The sequence below is a fragment of the uncultured Microbacterium sp. genome (assembly GCF_937927635.1).
In the GTDB taxonomy this organism is placed as follows: domain Bacteria; phylum Actinomycetota; class Actinomycetes; order Actinomycetales; family Microbacteriaceae; genus Microbacterium.
Window position 1 is genome coordinate 135,727 of record NZ_CALBRW010000017.1, and the last position, 19,239, is coordinate 154,965.

Annotated in this window: 18 protein-coding genes and 1 tRNA gene; 13 read left to right on the forward strand and 6 right to left on the reverse strand. The window is 69.9% G+C overall.

The window, feature by feature from the left end:
• The first annotated feature begins 1 nt into the window (after position 1).
• The gene (locus Q0568_RS07300) at positions 2 to 1,021 is read left to right on the forward strand and encodes an alpha-ketoacid dehydrogenase subunit beta (protein WP_298864610.1); all 1,020 of its coding nucleotides are present in this window, start codon (positions 2 to 4) and stop codon (positions 1,019 to 1,021) included.
• The gene (locus Q0568_RS07305; protein ID WP_298864613.1) at positions 1,018 to 2,388 is read left to right on the forward strand and encodes a dihydrolipoamide acetyltransferase family protein; all 1,371 of its coding nucleotides are present in this window, start codon (positions 1,018 to 1,020) and stop codon (positions 2,386 to 2,388) included. The genes Q0568_RS07300 and Q0568_RS07305 overlap by 4 nt, the downstream gene beginning before the upstream one ends.
• A gap of 43 nt (positions 2,389 to 2,431) precedes the next feature.
• Here Q0568_RS07305 and Q0568_RS07310 read toward each other — a convergent pair whose 3' ends face one another.
• On the reverse strand, positions 2,432 to 3,025 hold the full coding sequence (locus Q0568_RS07310) for a TetR/AcrR family transcriptional regulator (protein WP_298864616.1): 594 nt from the start codon (positions 3,023 to 3,025) through the stop codon (positions 2,432 to 2,434).
• 97 nt (positions 3,026 to 3,122) lie between these two features.
• Here Q0568_RS07310 and Q0568_RS07315 point away from each other — a divergent pair, with 97 nt between their 5' ends.
• From Q0568_RS07315 to Q0568_RS07335, 5 genes are read left to right on the forward strand one after another with little or no spacing between them, the layout of a single operon-like run.
• Positions 3,123 to 4,676, forward strand: coding sequence for a carboxyl transferase domain-containing protein (locus Q0568_RS07315; protein WP_298864619.1), 1,554 nt, complete (start codon positions 3,123 to 3,125; stop codon positions 4,674 to 4,676).
• 5 nt (positions 4,677 to 4,681) lie between these two features.
• The gene (locus Q0568_RS07320) at positions 4,682 to 6,592 is read left to right on the forward strand and encodes a biotin carboxylase N-terminal domain-containing protein (protein WP_298864622.1); all 1,911 of its coding nucleotides are present in this window, start codon (positions 4,682 to 4,684) and stop codon (positions 6,590 to 6,592) included.
• Positions 6,589 to 7,752 (forward strand): acyl-CoA dehydrogenase family protein, encoded by a 1,164-nt coding sequence (locus Q0568_RS07325; RefSeq protein WP_298864625.1) that lies wholly within the window; start codon positions 6,589 to 6,591, stop codon positions 7,750 to 7,752. The genes Q0568_RS07320 and Q0568_RS07325 overlap by 4 nt, the downstream gene beginning before the upstream one ends.
• 9 nt (positions 7,753 to 7,761) lie before the next feature.
• A complete protein-coding gene (locus tag Q0568_RS07330; protein ID WP_298864628.1) occupies positions 7,762 to 8,241 on the forward strand; it encodes a MaoC family dehydratase in 480 nt (159 codons plus the stop codon).
• Positions 8,238 to 9,041 carry a CoA ester lyase gene (locus Q0568_RS07335; protein WP_298864630.1) on the forward strand — a complete coding sequence of 268 codons (804 nt, stop codon included), beginning with the start codon at positions 8,238 to 8,240 and terminating at the stop codon, positions 9,039 to 9,041. The genes Q0568_RS07330 and Q0568_RS07335 overlap by 4 nt, the downstream gene beginning before the upstream one ends.
• Positions 9,042 to 9,048: 7 nt before the next feature.
• Here the strand turns inward: Q0568_RS07335 and Q0568_RS07340 are convergent, their stop codons facing one another.
• Both Q0568_RS07340 and Q0568_RS07345 read right to left on the reverse strand, forming a co-directional pair.
• Entirely contained in the window at positions 9,049 to 9,633 is a 585-nt protein-coding gene (locus Q0568_RS07340; protein ID WP_298864633.1) for a histidine phosphatase family protein, read from the reverse strand.
• Between the two features lie 9 nt (positions 9,634 to 9,642).
• Positions 9,643 to 10,455 (reverse strand): Sir2 family NAD-dependent protein deacetylase, encoded by an 813-nt coding sequence (locus Q0568_RS07345; protein ID WP_298864636.1) that lies wholly within the window; start codon positions 10,453 to 10,455, stop codon positions 9,643 to 9,645.
• Positions 10,456 to 10,561: 106 nt separating this feature from the next.
• Between Q0568_RS07345 and Q0568_RS07350 the strand changes: the two genes are divergently transcribed.
• Positions 10,562 to 11,368: an RNA methyltransferase gene (locus Q0568_RS07350; RefSeq protein ID WP_298864639.1), complete on the forward strand. Its 807-nt coding sequence runs from the start codon at positions 10,562 to 10,564 to the stop codon at positions 11,366 to 11,368.
• Positions 11,369 to 11,419: 51 nt separating this feature from the next.
• Here the strand turns inward: Q0568_RS07350 and Q0568_RS07355 are convergent, their stop codons facing one another.
• Positions 11,420 to 11,797: a hypothetical protein gene (locus Q0568_RS07355; RefSeq protein ID WP_298864642.1), complete on the reverse strand. Its 378-nt coding sequence runs from the start codon at positions 11,795 to 11,797 to the stop codon at positions 11,420 to 11,422.
• Between the two features lie 199 nt (positions 11,798 to 11,996).
• The gene (locus Q0568_RS07360) at positions 11,997 to 12,827 is read right to left on the reverse strand and encodes an SGNH/GDSL hydrolase family protein (RefSeq protein ID WP_298864645.1); all 831 of its coding nucleotides are present in this window, start codon (positions 12,825 to 12,827) and stop codon (positions 11,997 to 11,999) included.
• 114 nt (positions 12,828 to 12,941) lie between these two features.
• Between Q0568_RS07360 and Q0568_RS07365 the strand changes: the two genes are divergently transcribed.
• The 5 genes from Q0568_RS07365 (at position 12,942) to Q0568_RS07385 (ending at position 18,300) form a co-directional block, all read left to right on the forward strand.
• Positions 12,942 to 14,681: a DEAD/DEAH box helicase gene (locus tag Q0568_RS07365; protein ID WP_298864648.1), complete on the forward strand. Its 1,740-nt coding sequence runs from the start codon at positions 12,942 to 12,944 to the stop codon at positions 14,679 to 14,681.
• 107 nt (positions 14,682 to 14,788) lie between these two features.
• On the forward strand, positions 14,789 to 15,877 hold the full coding sequence (locus tag Q0568_RS07370) for a VIT1/CCC1 family protein (protein WP_298864651.1): 1,089 nt from the start codon (positions 14,789 to 14,791) through the stop codon (positions 15,875 to 15,877).
• 98 nt (positions 15,878 to 15,975) lie between these two features.
• A tRNA-Leu gene (locus tag Q0568_RS07375) sits at positions 15,976 to 16,060 on the forward strand.
• 62 nt (positions 16,061 to 16,122) lie between these two features.
• Positions 16,123 to 17,418 (forward strand): M20/M25/M40 family metallo-hydrolase, encoded by a 1,296-nt coding sequence (locus Q0568_RS07380; protein WP_298864654.1) that lies wholly within the window; start codon positions 16,123 to 16,125, stop codon positions 17,416 to 17,418.
• A gap of 51 nt (positions 17,419 to 17,469) precedes the next feature.
• Positions 17,470 to 18,300, forward strand: coding sequence for an undecaprenyl-diphosphate phosphatase (locus Q0568_RS07385; RefSeq protein WP_298864656.1), 831 nt, complete (start codon positions 17,470 to 17,472; stop codon positions 18,298 to 18,300).
• Between the two features lies 1 nt (position 18,301).
• On the opposite strand, the gene Q0568_RS07390 is transcribed toward Q0568_RS07385, so the two are convergent.
• Positions 18,302 to 19,144 carry a PAC2 family protein gene (locus tag Q0568_RS07390; protein WP_298864659.1) on the reverse strand — a complete coding sequence of 281 codons (843 nt, stop codon included), beginning with the start codon at positions 19,142 to 19,144 and terminating at the stop codon, positions 18,302 to 18,304.
• Positions 19,145 to 19,239: the final 95 nt, after the last annotated feature.

A 19,239-nucleotide genomic window follows, 5' to 3' on the forward strand; every position in this document is an offset into this window, starting at 1 on the left:
GATGACCACGATGACCCTGGGCAAGGCCCTCAACGCCGGACTGCGCCGTGCCATGAAGGACGACGACCGGGTCGTGCTTCTCGGCGAGGACATCGGCACTCTCGGCGGCGTGTTCCGCATCACCGACGGACTGCTCGACGAGTTCGGCGCCAAGCGCGTGATCGACACGCCGCTGGCGGAGTCCGGCATCGTCGGCACCGCCGTGGGCCTCGCGTTCCGCGGCTACCGTCCGGTGGTCGAGATCCAGTTCGACGGGTTCATCTACCCGGCCTTCGACCAGATCGTGTCGCAGGTCGCCAAGCTGCACTACCGCACGCAGGGCAAGGTGCGGATGCCGATCACGATCCGCGTGCCGTGGGCCGGCGGCATCGGCGCGGCCGAGCACCACTCCGAGTCGCCCGAGGCGTATTTCGTGCACACCGCCGGGCTCCGGGTGATCGCCGTGTCCGACCCGCAGGACGCCTATCGCTGCCTGCGGCAGGCCATCGCCTGCGACGACCCGGTGCTGTTCTTCGAGCCCAAGCGGCTGTACCACCACAAGGGAGAGGTCGATCTGGACGCGCCGCTGGCGGATGCCCCGCCGATGGGGCTGGCCAAGGTCGTGCGAGCGGGCACGGACGCCACGCTCATCACGTACGGCGCCATGGTGCGCACGGCTCTGGATGCCGCTGCCGCGGCCGAGGACGAGGGGATCTCGCTCGAGGTCATCGACCTGCGCTCGCTCTCGCCGGTGGACTACGAGACCGTCACCGCGTCGGTGCGTCGCACCGGACGCGTGGTGGTCGCGCACGAGGCCTCCCGCGAGGCCGGCGTCGCAGCGGAGGTCATCGCCAGCATCACGGAGTTCTGCTTCGAGTACCTGGAGTCCGCCCCCGTGCGGGTCACCGGTCACGACATCCCGTACCCGCCCGCCAAGCTGGAGAAGTTCCACCTTCCCGACCTCGATCGGATCCTGGACGCCGTCGACCGCGTGCTCGACCGGCCCAGCAGCATCAGCGGCATGAAGGGGGCGAACCTGTGATCGCCGAATTCCATCTGCCCGACCTGGGTGAGGGCCTGACCGAGGCGGAGATCGTCCAGTGGATGGTGAGCCCCGGCGATACCGTCGCGCTGAACCAGACGCTCGCCGAGGTCGAGACGGCCAAGGCCGTCGTCGAGCTGCCCTCGCCCTACGAGGGCACCGTCTCCACGCTGCACGCCGAAGCCGGCGACACCGTCGCTGTCGGATCGCCGCTGATCGCGTTCGACGTCGCGGGCGCCGCGACCGAGGAGAAGACGCAGGCACCGGATGCCGAGGAGAAGGCGCAGCCGAACCTCGTCGGCTACGGAGCCGCCCCCGCCTCGTCGGGTCGCCCGGCGCGGCGCGCGCGCCGCGGCGCATCTTCGGCGGCCACGGCTGCCGCTGCCGAGGCGGCAGTGATCGAGGCCGCGCCGCACGACGCCCTGCCGCCGGCGCCGGCCGAACCCGTGCTGGGGGAGCGCCCGCGCTCGACCCCGCCGGTGCGCGCGTACGCCAAGCGTCGCGGTCTGGACCTGGTGCTGATCGCCGCCGAGGTCGGCGACCGCGTGATCACACGCGAGGACGTGGACGCCTACGCTGATCGCGTCGGAGCAGCGGAGGCCTCGCCTGTGGCATCCGCTCCCGTCGTGACCGCGCCCGCGTCCCCGCCCGCCGCCCCTCGGGGCGAGCGTGCGCAGACCCGCACGCCCATCAAGGGCGTGCGCAAGGCCACAGCTGCCGCGATGGTGAGCAGCGCCTTCACCGCGCCGCACGTGACGTGCTTCCACACGGTCGACGTGACCGCCACGATGGAGCTCATCGACCAGCTGCGCGCCGACAGGTCGCTCTCCGAGCATCGCATCGGCCTGCTGGTGCTGGTGGCCAAGGCCGTCTGCCTGGCGCTCGGCCGCAACCCCTCGCTCAACGCGACGTGGGATGAGCCCGCGCAGGAGATCATCTCCAACCACTATGTGGACCTCGGCATCGCCGCCGCCACGGATCGCGGGCTCATCGTGCCGATCATCCGCGACGCCGAGCAGCTGTCGCTGACCGGCATGGCCGATGCTCTCACGCAGCTCACGCAGGTCGCGCGCTCCGGGAAGACCAGTCCGGCCGACCTGGTGGGAGGCAACTTCTCCATCACCAACATCGGTGTGTTCGGGATCGACGCCGGCACCCCGATCCTGCCGCCCGGGCAGTCCGGCATCCTCGCCGTCGGAGCAGTGCGCCGTCAGCCGGCCGAGTACAAGGGTGAGATCGCTCTGCGCCAGATGCTGACGCTGAGCGTGTCCTTCGATCATCGCCTCGTCGACGGCGCCGAGGGCTCGAGGTTCCTCAAGGACGTGGCTGACCTGCTGGAGCAGCCCGGCCGCGCCATGCTGTTCTGAACGGATGCTGGGGAGCAGCCACCCGCGTGCTCCCCGGCGCCGCTCAGTCCACGGCCAGCAGGGCGGCCAGCGCCATCGCCGTCAGCAGGTGCGTGGTGTCGTCGTGCGCACGCTGCGTGGAGCTCGTGCTGTGCGGCGTGGAGTTCAGCAGCCCGAAGCAGGCCTGCACGCGCAGCCGCAGTGCATCCCTTCCCTCGTCGACGAGCGCTCCGAGCGCGTCGATCCACAGTTCGATGTAGGAGCGCTGCAGGCGTCGCACGTCGGCGCGGCCCTCATCGCCGAGGTAGGGGAGATCCCGGTCCTGCACGCGGATCACGTCGGCGTTGCCGATGGCGAACGCGGCATGGAACTCCACGAGGGCGCGCATCCGCTCCATGCCGGGATCCGTGCCGGATGCCACGTCGAGTCCGCCGGAGACCAGGCGTTCGCTCACCCCGATCAGCAGCGCGCCCAGCAGCGCCTGCTTGCCCGCGAAGTGGCGGTAGACCGCGGGTCCGGACACCCCCACGGCGGTGCCGATGTCCTCCAGGCTCACCCCGGAATAGCCGCGCGCGGCGAACTGCTCCGCGGCGGCGGAGAGGATCGCATCGGTGCGTTCGGCTTTGGCTCGGTCTCGGGCAGTACCAGGCGTTGTCATTTCGGTTAATCCTCGCTAACCTGAATTATCCGGTTAGTGAACACTAACCAATTCAGTGCGAAATATCAGTACTGATGTGAGTCGAGGAGGACCCACGATGGCTCTCACCCAGCAGGAACTGGCGGGCGAGCTGCGCGAGCGGATCGCCGAGGCTGCGCTCGGCGGACCCGAGCGATCGCGCGAGCGGCACGTGTCGCGCGGCAAGATGCTGCCGCGGGATCGGGTGGCGCGGCTGCTGGATGAGGGGAGCCCGTTCATCGAGATCGCGCCCCTCGCGGCGAACGGCATGTACGACGGCGCGGCCCCCGGCGCCGGTGTGATCGCCGGCATCGGGCTCGTGCACGGACGCCACGTGATGGTGGTCTGCAACGACCCCACGGTCAAGGGCGGCACGTACTTCCCCCTCACCGTCAAGAAGCACCTGCGGGCGCAGGAGATCGCGCTGGAGAACCGGCTGCCCTGCCTGTACCTGGTCGACTCCGGCGGCGCGTTCCTGCCCAAGCAGGACGAGGTGTTCCCGGACCGCGACCACTTCGGCCGGATCTTCTTCAACCAGGCGCGCATGTCGGCGGAGGGCATCCCGCAGCTGGCCGCGGTGCTGGGCTCCTGCACGGCAGGCGGCGCATACGTCCCCGCCATGAGCGATGAGACGGTGATCGTCCGCAACCAGGGCACGATCTTCCTCGGCGGCCCGCCGCTGGTGAAGGCCGCCATCGGCGAGGTCGTCACAGCGGAGGAGCTCGGCGGCGGCGAGCTGCATGCCCGTCGCTCTGGAGTCGTCGATCACCTGGCCGAGGACGACGAGCACGCGCTGGAGATCCTGCGCGACATCGTGGCCACACTGCCGAAGCCCGCGGCTCCCGCGTGGGACGTGGTCGCGTCGAAGCCCGCCGCTCAGACCGGCAGCCTGTACGACGTCGTCCCCGTCGACGTGAATGCGGCCTACGACGTGCACGAGGTCATCGACCGCCTCGTCGACGCGGACAGCTTCACGGAGTTCAAGCCCGAGTACGGCACCACGCTCGTCACGGGTTTCGCCGTCCTGCACGGACACCCGCTCGGGATCGTCGCCAACAGCGGTGTGCTGTTCGGCGAGTCCGCGCTGAAGGGCGCGCACTTCATCGAGCTCTGCGACCAGCGCGGCATCCCGCTGCTGTTCCTGCAGAACATCACCGGCTTCATGGTCGGCCGCGACGCCGAGGCCGGTGGCATCGCGAAGGACGGCGCCAAGATGGTGACCGCCGTCGCGACCACCCGCGTGCCCAAGCTCACCGTCATCATCGGCGGATCGTTCGGCGCCGGCAACTACTCGATGTGCGGGCGGGCGTACTCTCCGCGGTTCCTGTGGAGCTGGCCCGCCAGCCGCATCTCCGTGATGGGCGGTCCGCAGGCGGCATCCGTCCTCGCCACCGTCAAGGAGGAGCAGCTGGAGCGCCGCGGGGAGCCGTGGACGCCGGAGCAGCGCACCGAATTCGAGGCGCCGATCCGCCAGCAGTACGAGGATCAGGGCGAGCCGTACTACGCCACCGCCCGCCTGTGGGACGACGGCATCGTCGACCCCGACCAGACGCGCGATCTGCTGGGCCTCGCCCTCGACGTCGTGTCCCGAGCCCCGCTGCCCGAACCCCGCTTCGGCCTCTTCCGGATGTGATGCAGATGAATACATGGGTCCCTGAGCCCGCCCGCGGGTTCGACACCGTCCTGGTCGCCAACCGCGGCGAGATCGCCCGCCGCGTCATCCGCACGCTGCGCGAACTCGGAATCCGCAGCGTCGCCGTCTACAGTGACGCGGATGCCGGTGCCCCGCCCGTGCGCGAGGCGGATGACGCCGTGCGCATCGGCGCCTCGCCTGCCGCCGAGTCCTATCTGCGGGTGGATGCCATCATCGCCGCCGCTCGCGAGAGCGGCGCACAGGCCATCCACCCCGGGTACGGCTTCCTCTCCGAGAGCGCCGACCTGGCGCAGGCCTGCGCGGATGCCGGCATCGTCTTCATCGGACCCGGTGTGCAGGCGCTCGAGATCATGGGCGACAAGGCCCGCGCGCGCGACCACGTCGCGGCTGCCGGCGTGCCCATCGTCCCCGGCTTCAACGCCGACGGCATGGACGACGAGCAGATCCGCGCCCATGCCGACGAGGTCGGCTACCCGCTGCTGGTCAAGCCCAGCGCGGGCGGTGGAGGCAAGGGCATGGAGGTCGTGAACGCCGGGGACGAACTCGCCGGCGCACTGGCCACCGCGCGGCGCGTGGCGAAGGCCGCGTTCGGTGACGACTCGATGGTGCTGGAGCGCCTTGTGCAGCGCCCGCGCCACATCGAGGTTCAGATCTTCGGCGACACCCACGGCACCGTCATCGCGCTGGGGGAGCGGGAGTGCACTCTGCAGCGCCGCCACCAGAAGGTCATCGAGGAGGCGCCGGCGGCGCACCTTCCGGATGCTGTGAGACAGCGCCTGTTCGCGGCGGCCGTCGCTGCAGGCCAGAGCGTGAACTATGTCGGCGCGGGCACCGTGGAGTTCCTCGTCGAGGCCGACAACGTCGACGACGTCTTCTTCATCGAGATGAACACCCGCCTGCAGGTCGAGCATCCGGTGACCGAGGAGGTCACACGGCTGGACCTGGTGGCCCTGCAGCTGCTGGTCGCCGCAGGCGGAGAGCTCCCCGAGCCGCCCGAGGTGCGCGGTCACGCCGTGGAGGCCCGTGTGTACGCGGAGTCACCGGAGCGGGGCTTCCTGCCGTCGACGGGCCATGTGCTGCGATTCGACGCGCCGCGCGGCGTGCGCGTGGACGCGGCCGTGGAGACCGGCTCCGAGGTCACCGGGTTCTACGACCCGATGATCGCCAAGGTCATCGCCACAGGCCCCGATCGGGAGACGGCGCTGCGGCGGTTGGATGCCGCGCTGGGACGCACGGTGGTCCTGGGTGTGGAGACCAACATCGCCTTCCTCCGCGCCCTGGTCACGCACGAGCGCGTGGTCGCGGGCGACCTGGACACCGGGCTCATCGAGACGATGATGCCGCTGGCTGCGCAGCAGCCCACCGATCGGATGCTGGCATCCGCCGCGGCCGCCGTGCCCGCCTCGGCCTCCCGCGTCGGCGAACTGTGGCGTACCGCACCCGGCTGGCGTCTGAACGCGCCGGCCGTCGAAGCGCAGCCGCAGTTCCTCACCGACGACGACGAGATCGTGACGGCCCCGGATGCCGAGGGTGCAGCCGCAAGCGCGATCGACGCCGACGGTGCGGTGTGGGTGTCCGAGAACGGCATCACCCTGCGGTTGCGTCCGCTCTCGCGCCGGGAGCGCATGCAGCGCCGGTTGGCGGAGAGCGAGCGCGCCGCAGGACCCCGTGATCCCGAGGGCCGCGCGCCCATGCCGGGATCCGTGGTGGCCGTGCTCGTCACCGAGGGTCAGCAGGTCCACGAGGGCGACCCGCTCGTCTCGATCGAGGCGATGAAGATGGAGCATCCGGTGCTCGCGCCGCACGACGGCACGGTGCATCTGCTGGTCGCCGTCGGCGATCAGGTGCGGCGCGACCAGCCGGTCGCCCGCGTCAGCGAACAGGAGACAGCATGACCGACGACCTCAGCTCCACCGGGCTCAATGAGGAGCAGCGCGAACTGGCCGCCATGGTGCGCGACTTCGCCGAGCAGGTGGTGGCGCCGCAGGCCTACGAGGCCGACCGCACCCACACCCTCAACCTCGACGTCGTGCGCCAGATGGGCGAGATGGGCCTGTTCGGGCTGCCGTTCTCCGAGGAGTACGGCGGCCAGGGCGGCGACTACATGGCCCTCGGCCTGGCCATCGAGGGTCTGGCCCGGGTGGACCAGTCCATCGCGATCACACTCGAGGCCGGCGTGAGCCTGGGCGCCATGCCGATCTACCGCTTCGGCACCGAGGAGCAGAAGCAGGAGTACCTGCCCTCGCTGCTCACGGCCGAGCACCTCGCCGGCTTCGGCCTCACGGAGCCGGAGGCCGGCAGCGACGCCGGCGCCACGCGCACCCGTGCGCGTCTGGAGGGCGGCGAGTGGGTGATCGACGGCTCCAAGCAGTTCATCACCAACTCCGGCACCGACATCACGCGCTTCGTCACCGTCACGGCCGTCACCGGAGAGAACGACGGGCGCAAGGAGATCTCGACGATCATCGTGCCCAACGGCACGCCCGGGTTCACCGTCGAGCCCGCCTACGACAAGGTCGGCTGGCACGCGTCCGACACGCATCCTCTGACGCTGGACGGCGTGCGCGTGCCGGAGGGCAACCTGCTCGGCGAGCGGGGCCGAGGCTTCAAGAACTTCCTCAGCATCCTCGATGAGGGGCGCATCGCCATCGCCGCGCTCTCCACCGGGGCGGCGGAGGGATGCCTGGAGGCGGCCGTCGACTACGCCAAGAAGCGCACCATCTTCGGCGCGGCGCTCAGCACCCGCCAGAACGCGCAGTTCACCCTGGCCCGCATGCGCGCCCGCGTGCACACCGCCCGCCTGGCCTGGCACCACGCCGCGCGCCTGCGCGATGCGGGACTGCCGTTCGGCGAAGAGGCAGCCATCGCCAAACTCGTCTCCGGTGACGCCGCCATGGACAATGCCCGCGACGCGACGCAGATCTTCGGCGGCAACGGCTTCATGAACGAGTATTCGGTCGCCAGGCACTACCGCGACTCGAAGATCCTCGAGATCGGCGAGGGCACCACCGAGGTGCAGCTGCTGGTGATCGCCCGCTCTCTGGGCCTGGCATAAGGTGCGATCATGACAGACATCGTCCAGCGCGGGCTGTACTACGAGGAGTTCGAGCTCGGCGCCCGCTATCTGCATCGACCGGGACGCACCGCCACCGAAGCCGACAACGTGCTGTTCACGACGCTGACCATGAACACGCAGTCGCTCCATCTGGATGCCGCGTTCTCCGATGCGCAGCAGCCGTTCGGGCAGCGTCTGATGAACTCGATGTGGACGCTGTCGACCATGGTCGGCGCCTCCGTCGCGCAGCTGACGCAGGGCACCCTGGTGGCGCAACTGGGACTCAGCGACATCAGCTTCCCGCATCCGGTGTTCCACGGCGACACGCTGTACACCGAGAGCCTGATCACCGAGAAGCGCCTGTCGGCCTCGCGCCCGGGCCAGGGCATCGTCACGATCGCGCACACCGGCCGCAACCAGGACGGGGTGGTGGTGGCGACCGCCACCAGGATCGCGCTCATGCACTGCCTGCCGGAGGGGGAGAAGTGACCTTCGATCTCGGCCCCGCCCTGCTGTTCTGCCCGGCGGACCGCCCGGAGCGCTTCGCCGGGGCACTGGCCAAGGCGGATGCCGTGATTCTCGACCTCGAGGACGCGGTGCTGCCGGATGCCAAGGCCCAGGCCCGCGAGAACCTGCTCGCTGCGGACGTGGACCCGGCTCGAGTCATCGTGCGGGTCAACGACCCGGCATCCGCGTTCTTCTCAGCCGATCTCGAGGCTGTGAGTCGCACGCCGTTCCGCACGGTGATGGTCGCCAAGGTCGAGGACCCGGCGGCGCTCGACGCGTTCGACGAGACGTTCTCACTCCTGGCGCTGTGCGAGACGGCTGCCGGCGTGCAGCGCGCAGGCGAGATCGCCGCTCATCCGCGCGTGGCGGCGCTGATGTGGGGCGCCGAGGATCTGGTGGCCTCGATCGGCGGCTCGTCGAGCAGGTTCCCCGACGGCCGCTACCGCGAGGTGGCGCGCCACGCCCGTTCGACGGTGCTGATCGCGGCTGCCGCACACGGCAAGGCCGCGATCGACGCCGTGCACCTGGACATCGACGACCTCGACGGTCTGGCTGCGGAGGCTGCGGATGCCGTGGCCTCCGGATTCCGCGCCACCGCCTGCATCCACCCGAAGCAGGTCGCTGCGATCCGCGACGCGTATCGTCCGGATCCCGCCGCGGTGGAGTGGGCGCGCGCGGTGCTGGCCGCCGCCGAGGGGGAGCACGGCGTGTTCCGCTTCGACGGCCGCATGGTCGACGAGCCCGTGCTGCGGCATGCCAGGGCGGTGCTCAGCCGGGTCTGACCCGACGTCAGCCCGCGATGGGCTCCAGGAACCGGAGCGCGCCGCGCTCCGCGACGAAGCGGTGCACCGAGCCGTTGCGCAGTGCGTCGCCCTCACGGGGCAGCGTGCCGCCGGAGACGTGCATGAGCAGAGCGCGGATGACCCCGCCGTGCGTGACGACGATGAGCGACTCGGCTGTGGGAGCTGAGCGGCGCCTGGCGGCTCGCGCGATGCGGTCCAGCGAGTCCATCGCGCGCTCGCACACGGCATCCAGCGTCTCGGCGCCTGGAACCTCGGCGCTCCAGCCGCCGTACCGGGCGATGTAGTCCGCCACCTCGGTACCCTCGGCCACGCCGAACTCGCGCTCGCGCATGCCCTTCGTCAGTGCTGGCTCGGCGAGCCCCAGCTGACCGGCGATGATCTGCGCCGTCTCCCGTGCGCGCACCAGCGGACTGGTGTAGATGGCGTCATAGTCGCCACCCTGCAGCGTCTGCGCTGCGGCCAGCGCATCCGCGCGTCCGGTGTCGTTCAGGGGGATGTCGGTGGCGCCCTGGATGCGTCGCTGAAGGTTCCAGTCGGTCTGCCCGTGGCGCACGAGGGTGAGAAGAGTCACCCCTCGACCCTACGCGAGGGCATCTGCGAGAGCGCTCAGCACCGGCGACGTGCCGCCCGAGATCACGACGTCCGCCCACGCATCCGCCCTGGTCGGCTCGCGATTGACGATCACCAGCGGGATGCCGCGGCGGCGAGCGCGCTCGATGATGCGGATGCCGGAGTTCACCGTCAGCGAGGTGCCGGCCACCAGCAGCGCATCCGCCGCATTGACGACCGACTCGGCGGCGCGGAAGCGCGCCGGCGGGACGAACTCGCCGAAGAATACCACCTCGGGCTTGAGCATCCCGCCGCACACCGTGCACGGCGGGATCACGAAGCCCTCCGTGCTCTCGGGTGTCACGTCGCCGTCGGGGTTCAGCTCGATGTTCTCGGGTTTGCGCACCCACGGGTTCAGGGTCTCCAGCTGCTCGGCGACGGCCCGACGATCGAACACCTGCCCGCAGTCCAGGCACAGCGTGCGGTGCATGGTGCCGTGGATCTCCACGACCCGGGTGCTGCCGGCGCGCAGATGCAGCCCGTCGACGTTCTGCGTGACGATGCCGCTGACCGTGCCCGCACGCTCCATCCGCGCCAGCGCGAGGTGCCCCTCGTTGGGGTCTGGCGCGGTGAACGCCAGCCAGCCCAGGTGCCCGCCCAGCCAGTAGCGGCGGCGCGCCGCCTCATCGGCCAGATACGTCTGGATGGTCATCGGGTTCGCGCGGGTCCTGGCTCCGACGCCGCGATACGCGGGTATGCCGGAGTCGGTGGAGATGCCCGCGCCGGTGAGCACTGCCACGCGGCGATCCCTCAGCAGCTCGACCGCGTTCTCGATGCCCGTCACTCTCCGAAGTCTACGAGCCTGCCGGAATCCGGGTCGCTGAGCCTGTCGCTTGTACTGAGCGGACGCAGTGAGTCGAAGTGAAGCGTCGCCCTGCCAGAGTTGAACCATGCGCGTCATCCCGATCTCCACGGCATCCGATCCTCGTCTGGACGACTACCGTTCGCTCACCGATGTCGCCCTGCGTCGCGTGCACGAGCCCGCCGGAGGGCTGTACATGGCCGAGTCCGCGAAGGTGATCACGCGCGCCGTCCAGGCCGGACATCGGCCGCGGTCGGTGCTGACGCAGGAGAAGTGGCTGGATGCCGTCGCCGACGCGCTCGGTGACGCGGATGCTCCGGTGTACGTCGCGCCCGCCGACGTCGCCGAGCAGGTCACGGGTTTCGCGATCCACCGCGGACCGCTGGCCGCCATGCACCGTCCGTCGCTGCCTGCCGTCGCCGAGCTGCTGCGAGTCGTGCCCGCGCGCGCCCGCATCGCCGTGCTGGAGGGCCTCGCCGATCACACCAACGTCGGCGCCGTGTTCCGCTCGGCCGCGGCCCTCGGGCTGGATGCCGTGCTGGTCACCCCGCGCTGCGCGGACCCGCTGTACCGCCGCTCCGTGCGGGTGTCGATGGGCACGGTGTTCCAGGTGCCGTGGACGCGACTGGAGAGCTGGCCCGACGGCATCCGCGAACTGCAGGATGCCGACTTCGTCGTCGCGGGCATGACGCTGGGGGAGGGCGCCGTCGCCCTCGATGAATTCGTTGCTGAAGCTCACGACCGGATTGCGTTCGTGTTCGGCACCGAGGGGCCCGGGCTGTCGCCCGAGACGGATGCCGTGCTCGATCGGCGGGTGACGATTCCGATGATGAGTGGTGTCGACTCGCTCAACGTCGCGTCGGCTGCGGCTATTGCGTTCTACATGACGAGGTAACGGGAGCGGCCTGAGTCCTGACTGTGCCGAGGCTCACCGAAGCGGAGATGGCTATTGTTCGCCTGCGGGCGTGGAGATCTGTCCGACCACCCAGAGATCATCCGCGCCGCAGTCCTTGTTGCTCCAATCGTCATTCAACCCGCCGATGCTTCCTCCGCCGATGCTGACATCGACTCCAGAGCTGGCCACCGGGACGCCTTCGGAATCGTGCACGGTGAATGAATCCGGGTCCCCGCTGACGGAGTAACCGGCTGGCCAGACGAGTGCGACGATGCCACCGGCGGTTCGTGCAAAGACGCAGCCATCGTCCCCGGATTCAAGGCTCGCGACGAGCAGCGCTTCCATGCCGCTGGGTTCGGGCTGCGTGTTCGTGATGATCCGTAGAGAAGACGTGCTGCATGCGGTGAGTGTCATTGCGAGCAGAGCCACGACGAGTACCCCACCGAGCGCGTGCCCCACCTGCCTTGACCCCAACATCCGCCGGATTATGCCATCCGGTCATGGGGCATCGCTGGAGACGGATCGGATGCTGAGCCGCCGCACACCATCCCGATGCCAGGCGGCGTCGTCGCGCCGAACGTCGCGGTCGCGTCTGCCGTAACCTTCGACGTCCCGGTGACGCGGCCCGTCAGGCATCCGGCCCGGGTGCGCGCACCGGCGCGGGGATCGGGCGCTTCGCCTCGATGTGATCGCCTGAGGACTGGTGGCGCAGTCGGCGCAGCACCCACGGCGCCAGGTGCTCGCGAGCCCAGCCGATGTCCTCGCGACGGGCCTCGCGCCAGGTGCGCTGCGGGATCGGATCCGGCTGCATGGCCTGCAGGTCGTTGGGCACGTTCAGGGCGCGAAGCACCATGCGAGCCACCTCGTGGTGCCCCAGTGCGTTGTAGTGCAGCCGGTCGTCGTCGAAGAACCGCGAGTCCTGCACGACCTTCAGCGACCACTGGTCGGCGACGATGCAGTCGTGACGATCCGCGATGGCGCGCACGTTCTCGTTGTAGATCGCGACCTTGCCGCGGAACGGCCGGAACACCGGCGTGAATGCCGTGTCGATGCCGGTGAAGAGCACCACCGCGGCGCCCGTCGAGGAGAGTCTGGCCACGGCATCCTCCAGCTGCACGGCGATCTCGTCAGGGTCGGTTCCCGGTCGGATGACGTCGTTGCCTCCGGCGCAGATCGAGATCAGGTCGGGGTTCAGCGCGATGGCCGGCTCGATCTGGTCGGCCACGATCTGCGCGATGAGCTTGCCGCGCACGGCCAGGTTCGCGTAGGCGAAGTCGTCGACGTCCTGCGCGAGCACCTCGGCGACGCGGTCGGCCCAGCCGCGCAGCCCGCCGGGCAGGTCGGGAGCGGGATCGCCGACGCCCTCGGTGAAGGAGTCGCCCACGGCCACGAACCGGCGCCACGGGTGCGGGCCCTCGTTGACCACGAACGGGGTGCGGGACGATTCCTGGTCGACCATCGGGTTCTCCTTCGGCATTCCGGGTGCCCGGGGTGCGGGCGCCTGAGAGAGCCTACTCGCGGATCTGCGCTCGGACGCCGGCCGATGTCGGCAGGCTGGATTATCGTTGAACCGATGCTCTCTCCGTCCTTCCCCCAGCGCGCCCCGTGGGGGACGGCGGACAAGCTGAGGGCATGGCAGCGCGAGGCGCTGGAGGCGTACAACCTGGCCGACAAGCGCGACTTCCTCGTGGCGGCGACCCCCGGCGCGGGCAAGACGACTTTCGCCCTGACGCTGGCCGTCGAACTGATGCGCATGGGAGAGGTGAACCGCATCATCGTCGTCGCTCCCACCGAGCACCTGAAGACGCAGTGGGCCGACGCGGCGGCGCGTGTCAGCATCCGTCTGGACCCCCGCTTCCGCAACAGTCACTGGGCGCCGTCCCGCCAGTACCACGGCGTGGTCGTCACCTATGCGCAGGTCGCCGCGCGCTCCAGCGTGCACCGTCACCTCACCGAGAATGCGAACACCCTGGTCATCCTCGACGAGGTGCACCACGGCGGTGACGCGCTCAGCTGGGGCGATGCCATCCGCGATGCCTACGCCCCCGCCAAGCGCCGGCTGCTGCTCTCGGGCACGCCGTTCCGCAGCGACACCGCACCCATCCCGTTCGTCGAGTACCTGCCCGACGAGTCGGGCGCCCGCGTCTCCAGCACCGACTACAGCTACGGCTACGGCCGCGCCCTGGCCGACGGTGTGGTCCGCCCGGTGCTGTTCCACATGTACTCCGGCAAGATGCGGTGGCGCACCAGCGCGGGAGACGAGCTCGAGGCGCACCTCGGACAGGACAACACCAAGGACGTCACCTCGCAGGCCTGGCGCACGGCGCTGGACCCGGAGGGGGAGTGGATGCCTGCAGTGCTCTCTGCGGCCGACCGTCGGCTCACCGAGATCCGCCACCACATCCCGGATGCCGGCGGGCTGGTGCTGGCGACGGATCAGACCGTGGCCCGCGCCTATGCGAAGATCCTGCACAGTCTGACGGGGGAGCAGGCCACCGTCGTGCTCTCCGACGACGCGTCGGCATCCGAGCGCATCGACAGGTTCAGCGGCAGCACACGCCGGTGGATGGTGGCCGTGCGCATGGTGTCCGAAGGCGTGGACGTGCCGCGGCTGGCGGTCGGGGTGTACGCCACCTCATCGTCGACTCCGCTGTTCTTCGCACAGGCCATCGGGCGCTTCGTCCGTGCCAGGCGCCGCGGCGAGGCCGCCAGTGTGTTCCTGCCCAACGTGCCCGTGCTGATGACCCTTGCGAACGAGCTGGAGAAGCAGCGCGATCACGCGCTGGATCGGCAGGGCAAGGACGAGGACGGTCTCGAGGACTCGCTGCTGGATGCCGCCAACCGCGAGGAGGAGGCCTCCGACGCCCTCACTCAGGAATTCAGCTACAAGGCCATCTCATCGCTGGCGCACTTCGACCGCGTCGTGTTCGAAGGCCAGGAGTTCGGCCAGCTCGCCGAACCCGGCACGCCCGAGGAGGAGGAGTTCATCGGGTTCCCAGGGCTCCTCGAGCCCGAGCACGTGCACGAGCTGCTCATGCAGCGCCAGGCCAGGCAGTCCAAGCTCCGCCAGGCCCGGGAAGCCGCCACGCCCACCGCGACCACCACGCTCCCCGCGCCTCTGCACCGCACGCTGCGCGAGCAGCGGCAGCTGCTGAACAGCCTGGTCGGGCTCTACGCCCGCCAGAGCGGCGAGCCGCACGGCGCCGTGCACGCCGAGCTGCGCCGACTGTGCGGCGGACCTGCTGTGGCACAGGCCACGGTCGCGCAGCTGCAGGCGCGCATCGACCTGCTTCGCAAGCGCGTCCGCGCCTGACCCGGGCTCCCGTTAGGGCATCCGAAATCCTGTCAATCCGCGTTCTGACGCGGGTTTGAGCGCGCGCTCTCGATAGCGTTGGACGTTGATCTACTCACGGAGGATGCATGACGACCCCCGCCCATCACACTGCTGCGGACCGCAGGCAGTGGGCTCGCTATCTGGTCGAGGAACGCGCAGAGGGAGCCGTGTACTCGCGTCTCGCCGCGCGTCGCGGGGGAGAGGAGCGCGACATCCTGCTCTCTCTCGCCGAGGCCGAGAAGAGGCACGAGCAGCACTGGCTCGACCTGTTGGGCGGTGAGGAGCCCGCGAAGCTGCCGAAGGCGGGTCTGCGCTCCCGGATGCTGGGCTGGATGGCCGGCCGGTTCGGCTCGATCTTCGTGCTCGCGCTCGCGCAGAGCGCCGAGGCGAGATCGCCCTACGATGCGGAGAAGTTCGCCACGCCCGCTATGCGCGCCGACGAGAAGGTGCATCACGAGGTGGTCCGCGGACTCGCCGCCCGGGGTCGTCGACGACTGTCGGGGTCCTTCCGCGCGGCCGTGTTCGGCGCGAACGACGGCCTGGTCTCCAATCTCGCCCTGGTGCTCGGGATCGGCGCGACCGGGGTCAGCTCCGGGCTCGTGCTGTTCAGCGGCATCGCGGGTCTCCTGGCCGGCGCGCTCTCGATGGGCGCCGGGGAGTTCGTCTCGGTCCGGTCGCAGCGCGAGCTGCTGGCGGCCACCGAGGAGAGCACCGACGCGGACGAGACCGCCGGCGACCTGGACATAGACGCCAACGAGTTGGCGCTGGTCTACCGCGCCCGCGGCATGAGCGAGGCCGAGTCGCTGGCGCGCGCGGGCCGCGTGGTGCGAGCCGCGCAGGCGGGCATCCGCCGTACGGCCACCGGCCCGATCGGCGTTCCCGACGATCACGAGATCGTCGGCAGCGACTGGACCGCCGCCATCTCCAGCTTCCTCCTCTTCGCCTCCGGTGCCATCGTGCCCGTGCTGCCCTGGATCTTCGGCCTCACCGGCATCACCGCCATCGTCGTGGCCCTGATCCTCGTGGGCATCGCCCTGCTGAGCACGGGCGCCATGGTCGGCATCCTGTCCGGCGGCCCACCGCTGAAGCGCGCGCTGCGGCAGCTGGTGATCGGCTTCGGCGCCGCCGCCATCACGTACGTGCTGGGCCTGGTGTTCGGAGGCGGTGCGGTCTGATCGCAAGGCATGCCACGCCCGGGGCGCAGGGCGGTTCGTGGCGCACTCCACGCCGTGCTAGAGTCATTCTTCGGTCGGCAACGATCATCCAACACTCTGCGCGGGTGGCGGAATAGGTAGACGCGCTAGCTTGAGGTGCTAGTGCCCGCATAGGGCGTGGGGGTTCAAGTCCCCCCTCGCGCACAGAACGACGAAGGCCCCGGATCCGAGATCCGGGGCCTTCGTCGTGTCGATAGCCTGGAGTCATGTCCGATGAGTCCCTGCCCGAGGTCGCGCGGATCGCGCGCGACCTGATCCGCATCGACACCTCCAACTACGGGGGTGGCAGGGCCAACGGCGAGCGCGAGGCCGCCGAGTACGTCGGCGACAAGCTGGCATCGCTCGGTCTGAAGCCCGAGTTCTACGAACCCGTCCCGCGGCGCACCAATGTCATCGCGCGGGTGCCCGGTCGCAATCCCGATCGGCCCGCACTGGTCGTGCACGGCCACCTGGACGTGGTCCCGGCCATGGCGGAGGACTGGAGCGTCGACCCGTTCGAGGGCGTCGTCCGCGACGGGATGCTGTGGGGCCGCGGCGCCGTGGACATGAAGAACATGGACGCCATGATCCTGACCGCGGTCGCCGACCTGCAGAGGTCGGGCAGGCAGCCCGAGCGCGACCTGATCCTGACATTCTTCGCCGACGAGGAGAACGGCGGCGTCGAGGGCTCGACTCTGGTGGTCCGGGACCGGCCGGAGTGGTTCGCGGGCGCCACCGAGGCCATCAGCGAGGTCGGCGGCTACTCGATCACCGTGGACGACCACCGCGCCTACCTGCTGCAGGTGGGGGAGAAGGCCCTGATGTGGCTGAGACTGGTCGCGAAGGGGCGTGCGGGGCACGGCAGCCGATACCACGAGGACAACGCCATCACCCGGCTCTCCGAGGCCGTGGCGGCCATCGGCCGCACGCGCTGGCCCATCCGGCTCACGCCCACCACACGGGCGCTGCTGCAGGGCCTCGGCGACCTCACCGGCCGTCCTGTCGATGACCCGGATGCCCTGGCCGCAGCCGCCGGCCCCGCCGAAGCCTTCCTGCGCTCCACGTTCCGCACCACGGCCAACCCGACGATGCTGAACGCGGGCTACAAGCACAACGTCATCCCCGGGACGGCCGAGGCGATCATCGATGTGCGCGTGATCCCCGGCACGGAGGACGACGTGCTGGCCGAGCTGCAGCGCATCGCGGGCGACGGCATCGGAATCGAGACGGTCGTGCGCGACATCGGCATGGAGACGCCGTTCGAAGGGGACCTGGTGGACGCCATGGTGTCCTTGCTCGGCCGGCACGATCCCGGTGTTCCGGTCATTCCGTACCTGCTGGGCGCGGGCACGGACAACAAGGCGCTGGCCTCGATCGGCATCACCGGCTACGGGTTCGCCCCGCTGCGGCTGCCGGCCGATCTGGACTTCACGGGGATGTTCCACGGAGTCGACGAGCGCGTCCCGATAGAATCACTTGTCTTCGGCCAGCGCGTGCTGGCCGATCTGCTGAGCACCTGCTGACAGTCATCCGACGCCGACGCAGGTCCGCTCCACACTCTCAGAAAGCACCGCATGAACCTGCTCGAAGCGCTCTTCCTCGGCGTCATCCAGGGACTCACGGAGTTCCTGCCGATCTCCTCCAGTGCGCACCTGCGCATCGTGGGCGCGCTGCTGCCCTCGGGCGAGGACCCGGGAGCTGCCTTCACCGCCATCACCCAGATCGGCACCGAGGCCGCCGTGGTCGTGTTCTTCTGGCGCGACATCGTGCGCATCATCGGGCAGTGGTTCCGCTCGCTCACCGGCAAGGCGCCCCGCAACGACCCCGACGCGAAGATGGGCTGGCTGATCATCATCGGCAGCATCCCCATCGTCGTCCTCGGACTCCTGTTCCAGGACAAGATCGAGACCACGCTGCGGTCGCTGTGGATCGTCGCGATCATGCTGATCGGCTTCGGCCTGCTGCTGGGCATCGCCGACTACGTCGGTGCGAAGCGTCGCAAGCTCGACGAGCTCACCTACCCGCACGGCATCGCCTACGGCGTGGCGCAGGCCTTCGCCCTGGTGCCGGGCGTGTCCCGGTCCGGCGGCACGATCACCATGGGGCTGCTCCTCGGCTACTCCCGCGAAGCGGCAGCGCGCTACGCGTTCCTGCTGGCCATCCCGGCGGTCTTCGGCAGCGGCTTCTACCAGTTGTTCAAGCACGGGCGGGATGCCGGGCAGTACTTCAGCCTGGGTGAGACCTTCGCCGCCACCGGCATCGCGTTCGTGGTCGCACTGGGCGTGATCGCGTTCTTCATGAACTGGATCTCGAAGCGCAGCTTCCTGCCGTTCGTGATCTACCGCGTGCTGCTCGGCGCTGCACTGATCGTGCTGCTGTCGATGGGCGTGCTCTCGCCGCGCTGACCTACTTCTTGTCCGGACCGTCGCCGCGGCGGCGCAGGTAGCGCTCGAAGGCCTGCGCGATGGCGTCGCCGGAGGCGTCGGGGGAGTCCCAGGTGTCGCGCGTGCGCTCCAGCTGGCGGATGTACTCGGTCATGTCCTCGTCGTCCGCGGCGGCTGCGTCGATGGACGCCTCCCAGGCCGCGGCCTCGGTGCGCAGGTGCTCCCTGGCCGGGCCCACGCCGGTCAGCTCCTCGAGCCGGTCCAGCAGGGCCAGCGTTGCCTTGGGCGAGGGCGCGGCGGTGGCCACGTAGTGCGGGACGCTGGCCCACAGACTGGCGGTGGGGATGCCCGCCTGCTCCGCGAAGTGCTCGAACACGCTGAGAATGCCGACGGGGCCCTCGTAGGTCGATTTCTCCAGCCCGTGCGCGGCGCGCATGCGATCGTTCTGGCTCGCCGCGAAAATCGAGATCGGCCGGGTGTGCGGCACGTCCGAGAGCATCGCCCCGATCGTGATGAATCCGGTGATGTCCTCGCGCAGCGCCACATCGATGAACTCGGTGGCGAAGGCCTGCCAGGCACGCGCGGGCTCCGACCCTGTCAGCAGCCAGAGCTCTGGGCCCTCTGCGGCGTTCAGCGGCCGCCACAGCGTGGCATCCGGCCATTTCAGGATCCGGCGACCCTCGGCATCCACGCGCGAGGACGGACGCGTGTACTGGTAGTCGAAATACAGCTCGGGGTCGACCGCGTGCACCGCCTCGTAATCGCCGGCATCTCGGAGCGCGCTGATGGCGCCGCTGGCGGCCTCGCCGGCGTCGTTCCAGCCGTCGAAAGCGGCGACGATGATTCGTGAGCCGAGAACGTCCACCGTTCCCCTTCCTGTGCGCCCGCGAGCGGATGCCGCGAGGTCATCCCTCCAGGCTAGCGCCCGGGACGGTGCCCGCGTCGGCGTCCCGGCTAGCA

Excerpts from the sequence above, each read along its gene's own strand:
- Q0568_RS07370 (WP_298864651.1), top strand. The coding sequence starts at position 14,789 with ATGACGACCCCCGCCCATCACACTGCTGCGGACCGCAGGCAGTGGGCT.
- Q0568_RS07315 (WP_298864619.1), top strand. The coding sequence starts at position 3,123 with ATGGCTCTCACCCAGCAGGAACTGGCGGGCGAGCTGCGCGAGCGGATC.
- Q0568_RS07325 (WP_298864625.1), top strand. The coding sequence starts at position 6,589 with ATGACCGACGACCTCAGCTCCACCGGGCTCAATGAGGAGCAGCGCGAA.
- Q0568_RS07360 (WP_298864645.1), bottom strand. The coding sequence starts at position 12,827 with ATGGTCGACCAGGAATCGTCCCGCACCCCGTTCGTGGTCAACGAGGGC.
- Q0568_RS07385 (WP_298864656.1), top strand. The coding sequence starts at position 17,470 with ATGAACCTGCTCGAAGCGCTCTTCCTCGGCGTCATCCAGGGACTCACG.
- Q0568_RS07380 (WP_298864654.1), top strand. The coding sequence starts at position 16,123 with ATGTCCGATGAGTCCCTGCCCGAGGTCGCGCGGATCGCGCGCGACCTG.
- Q0568_RS07350 (WP_298864639.1), top strand. The coding sequence starts at position 10,562 with ATGCGCGTCATCCCGATCTCCACGGCATCCGATCCTCGTCTGGACGAC.
- Q0568_RS07300 (WP_298864610.1), top strand. The coding sequence starts at position 2 with ATGACCACGATGACCCTGGGCAAGGCCCTCAACGCCGGACTGCGCCGT.
- Q0568_RS07310 (WP_298864616.1), bottom strand. The coding sequence starts at position 3,025 with ATGACAACGCCTGGTACTGCCCGAGACCGAGCCAAAGCCGAACGCACC.
- Q0568_RS07365 (WP_298864648.1), top strand. The coding sequence starts at position 12,942 with ATGCTCTCTCCGTCCTTCCCCCAGCGCGCCCCGTGGGGGACGGCGGAC.
- Q0568_RS07330 (WP_298864628.1), top strand. The coding sequence starts at position 7,762 with ATGACAGACATCGTCCAGCGCGGGCTGTACTACGAGGAGTTCGAGCTC.
- Q0568_RS07320 (WP_298864622.1), top strand. The coding sequence starts at position 4,682 with ATGAATACATGGGTCCCTGAGCCCGCCCGCGGGTTCGACACCGTCCTG.